General features: G+C 35.8%; 10 protein-coding genes. 4 read left to right on the top strand and 6 right to left on the bottom strand.

Annotation, left to right across the window (positions count from 1 at the left end; genetic code table 11):
• The first annotated feature begins 33 nt into the window (after positions 1-33).
• Positions 34-2,136, top strand: coding sequence for a DNA primase (gene dnaG, locus HXT60_RS03600; RefSeq protein WP_101891961.1), 2,103 nt, complete (start codon positions 34-36; stop codon positions 2,134-2,136).
• A gap of 178 nt (positions 2,137-2,314) precedes the next feature.
• Here dnaG and HXT60_RS03595 read toward each other — a convergent pair whose 3' ends face one another.
• A complete protein-coding gene (locus HXT60_RS03595) occupies positions 2,315-3,565 on the bottom strand; it encodes an AGE family epimerase/isomerase (RefSeq protein WP_421790761.1) in 1,251 nt (416 codons plus the stop codon).
• Between the two features lie 406 nt (positions 3,566-3,971).
• Between HXT60_RS03595 and HXT60_RS03590 the strand changes: the two genes are divergently transcribed.
• Positions 3,972-7,097 carry an alpha-mannosidase gene (locus HXT60_RS03590; RefSeq protein WP_041160638.1) on the top strand — a complete coding sequence of 1,042 codons (3,126 nt, stop codon included), beginning with the start codon at positions 3,972-3,974 and terminating at the stop codon, positions 7,095-7,097.
• 45 nt (positions 7,098-7,142) lie between these two features.
• On the opposite strand, the gene HXT60_RS03585 is transcribed toward HXT60_RS03590, so the two are convergent.
• The 5 genes from HXT60_RS03585 to HXT60_RS03565 form a co-directional block, all read right to left on the bottom strand.
• Positions 7,143-7,988: an energy-coupling factor ABC transporter ATP-binding protein gene (locus HXT60_RS03585; RefSeq protein WP_009993757.1), complete on the bottom strand. Its 846-nt coding sequence runs from the start codon at positions 7,986-7,988 to the stop codon at positions 7,143-7,145.
• Positions 7,972-8,826, bottom strand: coding sequence for an energy-coupling factor ABC transporter ATP-binding protein (locus HXT60_RS03580; protein ID WP_174190651.1), 855 nt, complete (start codon positions 8,824-8,826; stop codon positions 7,972-7,974). The genes HXT60_RS03585 and HXT60_RS03580 overlap by 17 nt, the downstream gene beginning before the upstream one ends.
• Positions 8,810-9,616 (bottom strand): energy-coupling factor transporter transmembrane component T, encoded by an 807-nt coding sequence (locus tag HXT60_RS03575; protein ID WP_174190650.1) that lies wholly within the window; start codon positions 9,614-9,616, stop codon positions 8,810-8,812. Before HXT60_RS03575 ends, HXT60_RS03580 begins: the two co-directional genes overlap by 17 nt.
• 54 nt (positions 9,617-9,670) lie before the next feature.
• Positions 9,671-10,282 carry an ECF transporter S component gene (locus HXT60_RS03570; protein WP_075038855.1) on the bottom strand — a complete coding sequence of 204 codons (612 nt, stop codon included), beginning with the start codon at positions 10,280-10,282 and terminating at the stop codon, positions 9,671-9,673.
• Between the two features lie 79 nt (positions 10,283-10,361).
• Positions 10,362-11,063 carry a Crp/Fnr family transcriptional regulator gene (locus HXT60_RS03565; RefSeq protein ID WP_004113553.1) on the bottom strand — a complete coding sequence of 234 codons (702 nt, stop codon included), beginning with the start codon at positions 11,061-11,063 and terminating at the stop codon, positions 10,362-10,364.
• A 136-nt stretch (positions 11,064-11,199) separates the two neighbouring features.
• Between HXT60_RS03565 and HXT60_RS03560 the strand changes: the two genes are divergently transcribed.
• Both HXT60_RS03560 and HXT60_RS03555 read left to right on the top strand, forming a co-directional pair.
• On the top strand, positions 11,200-12,378 hold the full coding sequence (locus HXT60_RS03560; RefSeq protein WP_101887967.1) for an MFS transporter: 1,179 nt from the start codon (positions 11,200-11,202) through the stop codon (positions 12,376-12,378).
• Positions 12,379-12,395: 17 nt separating this feature from the next.
• Entirely contained in the window at positions 12,396-13,361 is a 966-nt protein-coding gene (locus tag HXT60_RS03555; protein ID WP_004117733.1) for a nucleoside hydrolase, read from the top strand.
• Positions 13,362-13,488: the final 127 nt, after the last annotated feature.

Here is a 13,488-nt window from a genome sequence, read left to right as displayed (position 1 = left end):
CTATAGCCTTCGGCTTGCGATAAGCTAGAGATTATGGCTGGAATGATTGTAAAAGAAGACGTTGAGCGTGTGCGCGCTGCTGCAGATTTGTACGATATTGTATCTGCAACTGTTACGCTTAAGCCTTCTGGAACGGGTACTTTTGTGGGGCTTTGCCCGTTTCACGATGAAAAAACGCCTAGTTTTAGCGTTCGTCCAAGCTTAGGTGTCTGGCATTGCTTTGGTTGCGGTGCTGGCGGAGATGTTTTTAAGTACGTTGAGCAAAAAGAAAACATTGATTTTCGCGAGGCAGTAGAACTGTTGGCAGATCGATACCACATTGAAGTTCATTATGACCAATCGCAAGCTGGTAAAGATAGTGCTCACGCAGGTTCTAAGCGTGCTCGTCTTATAGAAGCAAATGAGGAAGCTCAGCGTTTTTTCGTGTCCCAAATCAACTCTAAAGAAGCAGCTCCAGCTCGTAGTTTGCTTGCTGGCCGTAATTTTACTCAAGCGCAATGTGAACGTTTTGGTTGCGGATATGCGCCGAATAGTTGGGATACTCTAGTTAGATATTTGTCTAATAAGGGTTTTACTCGTCAAGAATTATTGGACGCAGGTTTAGCGCGCCAAGGTCAGCGCGGAATTTACGATTATTTTCGCGGCAGATTAACGTGGCCTATTCGCGATTCTACAGGCAGAACTTTGGGTTTTGGCGCTAGAAAGCTTTATGACGACGATTCTATTAGTGCAAAGTACATTAACACTCCAGATACTGTGTTGTATAGAAAAACGCAGGTTCTTTATGGAATTGACATTGCTAAATCGAATATTGTTAAAAAGCGTCAAGTTGTGATTGTGGAAGGCTATACGGATGTTATGGCTTGCCATTTAGCTGGTGTAGATACTGCTGTTGCAACTTGTGGAACGGCTTTTGGTGCGGAGCATGCGAAGATTATTCGCCGTCTTATTGCAGACGATTCTTTGGGAGCGATTCAGCTTGTGGGGCCTGTAAAAGTAGAAGGTCAAAAAGTTAGTTCGCGTATTGTTTTTACTTTCGATGGAGATGCGGCAGGTCAGAAAGCTGCATTACATGCTTTTGGCTTAGATTCAGCGTTTTTGACACAGACTTTTGTTGCTGTTGCAGATAACAATTTAGACCCTTGTGATTTGCGTATTCAAAGGGGAGATGAGGCTGTTCGCTCTTTGATTGCGCGCGCTAATCCTCTTTACGATTTTGTAATCGACACTGTTATTCGTAAGTTTGACACGTCTTTTGCAACAGGGCAGATGGGTGCTGTTAAGGCGGTTGCTCCTCTTGTTGCGCAAATTCGAGATAGGTCTTTGTTGGACTTGTACACTAGGAAAGCTGTTAGAAATATTGGTGTTGATTTAGACGTTATGCGTAGGGAAGTGGAGTCTAATAGAAGGCGATTGCATGTTATAGACGATGACGCTTATTCTAAAAGCTATTCTTCTATCGTTTCCGCGGATTCTCGCGTATTTGATCAGCGTTCTCAAAGCATGAATGAAGCTGCTATAAAAACAGCTATGCTCAGAAGCGCGTACAAAAATCAAAGTTACTACAAGGTTGACGATTCCGTGTTTATGTGTGAGCAGCAATTTATGGCTGTTCTTATGCAATCTCCTTTAGCGTTTAACAGTCAGCTTTTTGCGCAGCTTACTTTGAATAATTTTATTACGCCAGTTTTTAGAACGCTTTTTCAGGCTTTTGTGGCAGCTGGGGGATTGCCTACTTCAAATGTAAGTCAAGGATTATGGCTCCATATTATAACTAAAGCTGCTGGCCCTATGTTAGAAGGTGTTATTAACGAGCTTTCTGTAATGCCTCTGCCATTGTCTTTAAGCAAGGGCTTAAGTAGCGCTTCTTCGCTTAACTCGTCGGCTGCTTACGACTATAGTGGCGAAAGCGCTAAAGGCGGACCATCTGATCTTTTGCGCGTTCCTAGTGAAGAAGAGCAAAAGTACGCAAACGAGCTGCTTATTAAGCTTCTAGACGTTGGTTTTATGCGAAAAATCGGAGCTTTTAAAGTTCGTATGAGTAAGCTTCCTGATGGTCAAGAAAAGCTTACTCTTTTAGGTCAAATCACTAAAATGGAAAGCGCTCGAAAAGACCTTCAGTCGCAAATTCTATAATGTGTATCAATATTGTATTTACGTCCTAATGCTGTTTACTTTACTTTTTAACGTTTCTTATTTTCATATTTTCATACGTATTTGTGGAATATTTGGAGTGTATGTGATGAAATAATCCACACTGCAGATTTAATTGCAATGTGGATTATTAAATTAATAAATTAACAATATTTTATTATTAATCAAATTGCTCTCTGTATATAGCACTTGCTATAGAACACGTCGGATCTATAAATGGAATCAGAGTGGATTGGAAAGCATGATAAGTGTCTGATTTTCCCGGCCATACAGTATTTAAAACATTGTTTTTATCATCGAGTTGATGGAACCACGAACCCTTAGAATGATCAATGACTGAGTAGTCTAGATATTTGCAGAATTCTTTATACCAAGTAGCATATTGCTTATTTTTAGTGATTCTGTAAAGCGTTGATGATGTATTAATGGCTTCTGCTAGTGTCCAATGCATACGGTCGTGGACTATAGGCTTTCCATTCCAATCTGTTGTGTATACGATACCTGGTTGCCCATCGGCATTCCATCCATCTTTTAATGCTTGGTTAAACAAATTTTCTGCAGCGTTTAATGCTTCTCTTCGCTGTTTGCAATCTTCCTTATAGTAACTGTATGCCCATTGGAGTATTAATCTTGACCATTCGATTCCATGACCTGGTGTTGCACCGTATGGTTTAAATTGGTCATCTTTTTTGTCTTTATTATATTCTAAGTCTGCTTGCCATTGATCGTTGAAATGTTCTGGTATTCGCCAATTGTTGTTAGATGCCCAATTGATTACGTGGCTGATTATGCGCTTTGCGCGTTCTCTATATTTTTCATCTCCTGTGCTATCAGCTACTGCAAGAAATGCTTCTGTTGTATGCATGTTTGCATTAAGCCCGCGATAAGAATCAAGCTTATTGAAGCTTGTATCCCATGTGTCTACTGTTAAACCTATTTCATTATTCCAGAAGTATTTATCGAATACTTTTAATGCATCTTCTAATAGTTGTTTTGCTCGTTCATGTCCTGCTAGTAGTGCGCTTGATGCGGCTAGTATAACGAATGCGTGAGTGTAACAAATTTTGTCTTTTTCAGGTTCTTTGTTCCAACTTACTTGTGGATACCATCCTCCGTGTTCGTTATCGTGTAAAGGACCTAATAGTCCGTCGAGTCCTCGTTCAACAAGTTGATTCGCTTCTTTGTATCCTAACATTTCTCCTATTGAGTAAACATGAGTCATTCGTGCTGTAATCCATGTTTGTACTCCGCGTGTTTTATCTAGTGTTCCGTCTGTGTTGAGCCATCCTGACCCTCCTATTGGTGCTGGGAAGTTTTTTGCGAAATCAAGTAATTGTTTTGTTTGTTCTGCCATGAATATTCTGTTGGCTTGTGTGTCAAACGTATATTTAGTTGTTTCAAAATCTTGCATTATTGTCCTTTCGTAGATCGTAATTTTAAAATTGAATCAACAGAGTCATGTGTTATGTTAGGGATGAATAATTGCCTATATTCATTTATGCTGTTTATATACTGTCTACAGATAATTATTCCAATTAGAAAATATCATCTTTAATATTTTCTGAAGTTTCTAACAGCTCATCACTATATATGGACAATTACTCTTTGCTGATTAAATATTATAATTTTGGTTAACAAAATTCATAGCAGTTATGAATTTTTATTAATTACTGTCTTTTGTCATAAACTTTTACTGATTTAATATCGTATACTTGTTTTGTCTTTATATGTTAGATATGCGATTTATGCGTATGTGATTTGCGTGTACGTGATTTACGTATAAATGTTTAATTGTGTAAGAAAGAAGTGTAGAAACTATGTTTTTATTACCTGAGCAGCAATTAAATCGCTGTACAAGAGTTATGCAACAACGCTTATACCCGCATATAAATACTGTTTTATTGCATTGTAAAATTCGAGCGTATGAGATTGCTGGAGAACCTATTTCTTCTAACGAATTCTTTTCTAAGTTAAAAAGAAACGATATTGTGTTTCATTCATTCAATGTTCCAAGCGTTTGGGGAACAACTTGGGGAACAACGTGGTTTGAGATATCAGGGTCGATTGATCTTTCAAAGGTAAAGGGGTGCAAAGTTGAGCTAAATGTTGATTTAGGTTGGATTAGTAATCTTTTCCCTGGTTTTCAAGCTGAAGGATTAGTGTATAACGTTGACGGAAGAGTTATAAAAGCTGTAAACCCTTGTAATCATTGGGTTCCGTTGATTGATGAGCATAATAATCGTTCGATTAGTATTGATGAAAATGGTAATTTTACTTTATATTTGGAAGCTGCAGACAATCCATTTGTTGAAGGACCTACTGCGTTTTCTCCTACTGATTTAGGTGAGCGTGCTACTGGAAAAACCGAATGCCAATATATGTTGAAGTATGTTGACGTTACTGTTTTTAATCGTAATATTTTTGATTATTATATGGATCTTGAGACTGTAAGTTCTTTGATGCGAGAATTGAATGACGATAATCCGCGATACTGGAAACTAGCTAAAGCTTTACAGCGCTCCTTAAATGCATATGATGAACATGATTCTTCTACTGTTCAAAATGCTCGTAATATGTTGACTAATGTATTAAGTCAGCCCGCGGCGGCAAGTTCTCTAAGGCATATTGCTGTTGGACATGCTCATATTGACTCTGCTTGGCAATGGCCTGTGCGCGAGACGCACAGGAAAGTCGCACGCACAATATCTAACGTTTTAGCTCTTATGGATGAGGATCCTGATTTTACTTATGCTATGAGTTCTGCTCAACAATACGAGTGGCTAGAAAACGAGCATCCCGATTTATTTGAGCGTATGAAAAATAGGATTAAAGAAGGACGTTTTATACCTGTTGGTGGTATGTGGGTTGAGTCCGATGTAATTATGCCATGTGGTGAATCTTTAATTCGACAAATGACTTTTGGTAAGCGCTATTTTAAGGAGCATTTTGGTGTTGATCCGCATGGCATTTGGCTCCCAGACAGTTTTGGCTATACTGGCGCATTGCCTCAACTTGCTCGCCGCGCTGGATTTGATTGGTTTTTAACTCAAAAGATTTCTTGGAATGATACCACTAAATTCCCACATCATTCATTCCTTTGGGAAGGAATAGACGGTTCTAGGATTTTAGCTCATTTTCCTCCATCTAATACTTATGCTTCATCTGTGAGCATGCATGAGTTAGTTTATTCTCAACGCAATTTTTTGGATAAAGATTTATCTGATCACGCAATATTGTTATACGGTTTTGGCGATGGCGGTGGAGGGCCTACTCGCGAAATGACTGCTCGTATTAGGCGTGATCGTAATTTAGAGGGTGCTCCTAGAGTTGATTTCGGCACTCCTGATGAGTTATTTGAAAAAATACGAAAAGATATTGTTGACGATTCAAATTGCAATACGCCAGTGTTTAAGGGTGAGCTTTATCTAGAGTTGCATAGAAAAACTCTTACTTCTCAGCAAGATATGAAGCGTTATTGCCGCATGGAGGAATCATTGTTGCGTGTGGCTGAATATCTTGTTGTTTTAGCTCGAGTGTATGCGCCAGAATATCGTTTCAATAACGATGAGCTTACTAGAATTTGGAAGACTTTATTATTGAACCAGTTCCACGATATTCTTCCTGGTTCTGCTATTGCATGGGTTCATAGGCAAGCTAGAGAAGAATATGCTAGAGATATTTCTTGTTTACGTAAAATTATTTCAGATATTGCCAATGCGATTGTAAAAGCTAACAGCACGGTTAACGCGGTTAATGCGCGTGAAAATGTAAAGTTGTTGACTTATACAGGTAAAAATGAGGTCGCTTGGAATTTATATCAATGTAGTGAAAGCTGTAAAAATAATACAACAACTGTAAAACACAAAAATGATGGTGGAGTAATTCTTAATAATGGTGTTTTAAGTGTGACTATTGAACGCGATGGCACAGTATCTTCTGTTGAAGATATTAAATTTAATCGTGAGCTAATCCCATCTGGTTATCGCATGGCGCAATATGAGATATTAAAAGATGAGCCGTATCAGTGGGATGCATGGGATATTGAGCGAGATGCATTTATGAGGAATCGTAAGATTGATGATTCTTCAATTGTTGACGTTAAAGAGCTTTTATCGGGCGGTGTATCTGTTGAAATCTTGGCATGTAAAAAGGATGTTAAGATTAAAACAAGTATAATTTTAGAGCCATGTGTTAAACGACTTGATTTCCATGCGCAAGTTGATTGGAATGCTAAAGAGCAATTTCTAAAAGTAGATATGCCAACATCCGTATGTTCAGATAAGGCCCAGTATGAGTGCCAATATGGTTTAGTTGAAAGGCCAATAGTAAAAAATACTCGTAGTGATGATGCAAAGTTTGAATCATGCACACATAGGTTTGTTCGTATAGAAGATTCCTCGTATGCTGTTGCTGTTGCAAATTCGTCTACTTATGGCGCTGATACTGCTCCTATTGGCGATTATTCTTCATCTTATGGAACTATGCTCAGATTATCTTTGCTTTCTGCGCCTCTTTACCCCGATCCTAACACCGATCAAGGTAAGCATGAATTTACTTGGTCATTTATTGCTGATGCAAATATGGATTCAGTTCTAAGTACAGCTGATTTTTTGAATTCGCCAATTATTGATATGCTACCAGAAGTCGATCCATTGTTTACGATTCGCAGAAACTCAGGTCTAATTGCATTAGATTGGGTTAAGCTGGCTGATGATTGTTCTGGAGATATAATCTTACGTATTCACGAGCCGTCTGGTGGATATGCAAATGGGCAAATAAAACTCAATAAAATCTTGCGTTATTCCTCAATTGAAGAGGTAGATCTTATGGAAATGCCAGTGCTGCATGGTATGCCTATAGCTTTGCACAATAATAATGACGCGTTAAATGTAGAATTACGTCCTTTCCAACTATGTTCATTGCGTATTCGCATTGCATCTTAATGTTGATATTTTGTTTATATTTTGATGCTTTTGATTGCATATACCTTAATGATTATTGCGATTCGCAATATATTTAGCTAAAGCACGTATAGGATTATCTTTATGCATATAGTTAATTCCGAGCGCATTCATTATATGTACTATGATTGGTTGGTCAATATGCGCGCGTTTTATTATTTCTACATTCTGGAATGCAGATTCGATGCTCCCTTTGTATAACACATTTCCGTTATCAAGTATGAGAGCATTTTGACAATTTTCGTATGCGAATTCCATGTCATGGGTGATAAATAATACTGTTACATTTATCGTATGTAAATAATTAAGTATTTTTACAAGTCGCATTTTTTGTGGTTTATCCAACCCACCAGTCACTTCATCCATAATAATAATATGTGGTTCTCTTAGTAGTGCAGATGCAATGTTAATAAATTTTCTTTCAGCGAATGACAAATTAAATGGGTTTGTATTTTCTTTATCGTTTAAACCAGTAAGATTCAGAACGCGACTGTAAAGATCATTGTTTATATTCTTTATCCCATATGTAATTTCTTTATGTACAGTGCTGTTAAAAATTTGATCATTTGGGTTTTGAAAAATATAACCAACGAGTGATGTAATATCGTGTTGCTTTAATGTCTTATATTGTTTTCCTTCAATAGTTATGTCTCCAGAAGTTGGCTGTAATAAATTGTCTATTATTTTGGCGAGAGTGCTTTTACCTGCTCCATTGCTACCTATTATTGCGCATAATTCACCACTTTCGAATTCTATGTTTACGTGGTTTAGTATTCTGCAGGATTTTTCTTGTTTATCATTATTTTTATTTTTTATTTTTTCATTTGAAGGATATTGAAAACTTACATCGTTCAATTTAATTGCGATGCTCATCGCATTTCTCCTTTAATAAAACTATTAATTCGCCTATATCTGTTATGTCAGGGGTTATTTGGATATCAAACTTACGTAACTTTTTCACAATTTTGACAACTTCTGGAATATCAATACAGTCAGAAGGGAAAGTTTCATCATAAAAAACATCATATTTATTTCCATAATGAGTGATAAAACCATTTTGAAGAACAATGATATTATCTGCATATTCCGCTAACAAATTTGTATCTTGTTCACTAATTATTACGGTATGTCCCTCGTCTTTGTATTTTTGTAGAAAATTATAAATATTTTTAGTTTCTTCTGGATCAAGTTGTGAAGTAGGTTCGTCAAGAATTAGTATTTCTGGATTATTAACTATAACGCACGCGATTGCAACGCGTTGAACCTGCCCTCCGGATAGGGTTAGTGGGTTTTGAAGCGCAAGTTGTTCTATGTTAAGTAATTGCATAACTTGTGTAACCAGACTCTCTATTTGTTGAATAGGGATACTGCGATTTTCTAAGCTGAACGCAATTTCTTCAAATACAGTTTTTTTGATATGACTCAACTGCGAAAAAGGATCGCTAAATACAAAGCCTACGCTGTCACATTCATTAGATTTTAATAAATCAATCGTGTTGTTTAATAGTATTTTTCCAGAATATTTTCCCTTATAGAAATGAGGAATATATCCCTTAAGAGATAAGCATAGACTTGATTTACCTGAAGCGTTAGCGCCAATTACTCCATATATTTTCCCTAATTCTAGCTGTATTGTTATGTTGCTTAAAGCTGGTTTTGAAGTAAGTGGATAAGTGTATGAAAAATTGCAAATATCATATGATATAACCATAAATTACTCTTCCTAGAATAAGAAAAACTAGTGTAATTGTTCCTATTGTTAGTACTAATTTTTCGTGACCATTATGATTAACCTGTTTAATATATGTCTTTTTTTCTGAACTGAAAAAATTTCGCGAATCAAGCATCATTATGCGTTGCTCGATGTTTATTAGTGAAGTAATAAATGCTGGAAGCAAAATCGAAGTAAATGTGCCAATTCTACGTATTAAATTTCCATTAAAGTTTATTCCACGACTTTTTTGCGAGGTTATTATTGCTTTAATTTGCATTTGTAAATAATCAATCGTTTGGAAAGTAGAAAGTATTATGAAACATGTTTTATTGCTCATCCCAAGTTTGTTTAAAGATATTGTAATATCTTCTATATCAGTTATTTGGAAAAAACATATGACTATAGTTGATATATTTAAGGTATTCATTCCGAGCGTTATAGAATTAGACAATGCTGTATCTGTAATCTGCAAAAAATTAAGACTTAATATTGCATTTCCCTGTCTACAGAAAGCGACTTGAAATATCGCAACAAATAATGAGAACATGGCTATACTTGATACAAGCTTATATCCATTCTTTTTTATTCCACATAGAATCATCAGAACAAGTAGAGCAACAAAATAGGGGAACAATAAAAGTCGCAAATTGTATAATGTGAACGAAAAAGTATTTAATATAATATCTACTAATATTAAATATATGGTCAATATAAATTTTGTTGTCGGGTATAGCGTCGCAAGTATCTTGGTATTTTTTACTTGATTAATAGTATCGATATAATGCATGTACATAATTACTTTTATCTCTGTCTTTATATAGTAAACTCGATTTAATTTTTACTATTCAGAATCTGGATTTTTTAAATAAAGTAAACCTAATGGGAAAAGAAGCAGTAATTTATTGGGCAAGCATTTTATAACGCTTAAGCATATGATGATTGTTAATACTCTATCAACCCATGTAAAGAATCCTTCAGTAGAGAATACAGAAATCCAGATATTCATTCCAGATGCAGTTATTAAAGCCGCTATAATAGATGATCCTCCGCCAGTGAACCCGCTAAATACTAGGACTACAATCGGTGCTGAAATAATAATGGATATTGTTGCCATGATTATTGAAGAAATAAAAATTTTCATATAATTTGAAAACATTTTATGTTTTGCTAGAATACCAGCGCATAAGGCTAGAGCAATATTGACCACTATGAATGGAAGCATGGTTGGCATAGTGATTGATGAAATTATTGAAGATAGCATTCCAGTTGTTATTCCTACAAGTGGCCCAAAAATCATGCATGCAAATAAAGTACCTATAGTATCAAGGAAAATAGGTAGTTTTAGCATACCTGCTATAGTTCCAGAAATATAATTAACAGCAACACATAATGGTATTGTGACAACTGCAACAGTAGTAAATTCTTCCTTGAATGATTTAATTATCTGTTTCATGCAATCACTTCCTATTTGATTACTACAAATATTATCTTTTTGACTATTTAATTATCAAATGACATTTGTCATTTGATAATTAAATAGTCATAGAAGAGTATCTTTTATGTAGCAAAGCAAAATGTTGGTCCGTTATAACCAATTTTCCTCTTATGCTTGTTATAAGATTCTCTTTTTTCATGGATTCTAGATACCTGTATAAAGTTCGTAAATTAATATTTAGTATTTTTGCTAAATCTTCGCGAGTATATGGGCATATATACGGTCTATCTTTGTTTGCTTGAGTATATAAATAATATCCAATAATGTCAATTGATTCAAGTAGTCTTTTCGTTGCTGCTTCTTGCATTGTTCTTCCCGCTGTTTTTGCGAATATTGATAATACGCAATAGCAAATTTTGCCATTTTCTTGAACAATTTCGCGAAATAGCGAAGATGGAATTCTAAATACCAAACTTTTTTCTTCTGCCATAACGAAAGCAGTATAATGCGGTTCATTGGTAACGAGTTCAAAAAGTCCCAGTATTTCTATTGGTTCAATATTTGAAATAACTCCATCGTTACGATTTAAACTTCCTCGAACTGTAGCTTTACCATCTAAAAAGATATATACATATTTTGCTGCACTATTCATATTTATGAGAACATCATTAGTGTGATATGTTCGTATGAATTGGTGAGGAATGAGTTGTTTTGCTTTCTCTATTTTTACAATCGTACTCATGCTATCCGTTGCATCTAGTATAAATGCAAGCGCCGTTGCTATACATTTGTTGTTCATGATTTACTTTTACTCCTTAAGAACAAAATTAGTCATGACAAGTGTCATTTTAAGCATTATAAAATCATGATATTTTTTAGGCAAGCCTCTAATGGTTTATAAATGTTAATTAAAAGAACTAGGAAAGTGTGAAATCATGAAGCGTAATGATGCGCTAAAAGCTTTTCTTTCATTTGCTATGTATTTCTTGGCAGGTTCGACATGTGTAATGATTGGCAGTACGTTGCCACAGTTAGTACAAACCTATGGACAGAAGATTGAACTTGTCGGTTTACTTGGATCAGCATATGCTCTTGGTAGAATTCTCACCGTTAACATAACAGGTGTTCTTGTAGAGAAAATTGGATCAGTAAAAGTTTTAGGAATTGGTACTTTTATTACTGGCATATTTATGTTTGGTATTCCTACAATTCCTAGTTTTGTTTCTGGTTTAATACTTGCGTTTGCGGGAGGCATTGCATTTGGCACGCAGGATGCTGCATGCCCAACATTGTTAAGTAGCATATTCAAAAAGAATTATGAAAGTTCATTGACTTTTGGACAAGGACTATTTGGTGTAGGAACTACAGTTTCACCATTTGTATTAGGTCTGTTCTTGAGTGGTAAATTATCTTATGCATGGTCATATTATGTGTTAGGTATTCTTTCATTTATTATCTGTGCGGTGTCTTTTATAGTCAAAGATACGTCTGAGATTAAAGATACAGAGAAAGAGGAAGAACATATCAGGCCACTATATGCTAAGAGTAAGATTCTTGCCTATGCTGGAATTGTTATTTCAGTTGCCGCATTCAGCGGAGTATCGACTGCTATAGGTATGTATACAACAAGTTTTGCAATAACAAAAGGAATAAGCGAATCAAATGCTGCATTTATGTTTACACTATTTAACTTAGGTTGTGTCCTTGGAGGTTTCCTTTTCACTTGGATTCTGAGATATGTAAAAGGTACCTTAGTGCTACTCATGAATTGTATCGGTTCCTTTATTGCTATTCTTGCCGCAATGCTTGTTAACACTGCCTTGAGTTACTATATTGGGCTTTTCGTTGCTGGTCTTTTCTTAGGCGTTTTATTTAGTGTTATTGTTGCAATTGCCTCTAGAATTATGTATAAGCGCGTGAGTATAGCATGCTCTATCGTTGCTTCAGCAAGTGGCGTAGCTGATATGCTAACTCCTATCGTTGTTGGTGCTGTTATTTCGCAATTTGGAGTAGGGTTCTCATATACATTTGGGCTTATAATGCTGGCAATATGTATTGCTTCGGCTGCACTGCTAAAGATAGTTACATTTGAAGATACAGTTTCTATTAATTGATAGGGTGTTGAGAGTTTATGGAAAATAAAGAAATTTATTCTAAAAAGAAAATAATAATAGATACAGATTGTGGTTCGGATGATGCTATGGCAATTGCCATGGCTTTAAATGATCCTAGATATAAGATATTAATGTTTTCCACTGTATCAGGAAACGTATGCATGGAACAAGCGACTATTAATACGCTTACTACTATCGAGCATGCTGGTTCATATGAACCACCTGTATATAAAGGAAGTAGCAGCATGCTGTTGCGCGATTTGGTTTATGCTCATGAAACCCATGGCAGAGATGGAATGGGTGATATTGGTCTAGTGCCTCATCGCTTAAAAGAAAGTAATGGTAATGCTGTTTTGAAAATGATTGAAACTTTGAGAAACAGTGAGGATGGTGAAATAGACATTATTGCATTAGGGCCATTAACTAACATTGCTCTAGCTATTAAGGTTGATTATGAAGCGATGAAAAAAGTTGGTCGCATAGTAGTTATGGGATCTGCTGGTCTAGGTCGTGGAAATGTTTCTCCTGTAGCAGAATTCAATATTTGGCAAGATGCAGAAGCTGCAAAGATATTAGTTGATTCTGGTCTTAAAAATATTATGTTTGTTGGATGGGATGCATGCTTGGGAGAATGTATGCTGAATCCACAAGAAATTGCTAATATTCGCGAAAGTGGAAAACTTGGTAAGTTTGCCATTGATTGCAATAGGGAATTAATGGAAATGAATATTAGCCGTTTTGGGGATGCTTATCTCGATATGGCTGATCCATCTGCTGTTGCCGCTGCGCTATATCCTGAATGTATAAGCGAATGCACAAAATATTATTGCCAAGTTGATGCAACTCCTGGACCAAGTTATGGTTCAGTTCTTGTTGACGCTAATTTCTTCTCTGGGAAGACTCCGAATGTTGAAATATGTAGTAAGCTTAATCCAGAAAAATATAAAAATTACATTTATCGTACTTTACATGTTGTAGATTAGCAAAATTTGTCTTTACCGACATGCTTTTCTATCTTGCAATAACATTTAAATACGACCGGGTTTGTTTATTGTTATTCATAAACTTTCTCGGTCGTATTTATATTTAATGCGTATATGTCCAGTAAAT

This window comes from Gardnerella sp. KA01002, from assembly GCF_049244015.1.
Classification (GTDB): Bacteria; Actinomycetota; Actinomycetes; order Actinomycetales; family Bifidobacteriaceae; genus Bifidobacterium; species Bifidobacterium vaginale.
The sequence above is the reverse complement of the archived record's forward strand: the minus strand, read 5'-3'. Positions and strand labels throughout refer to the sequence as shown.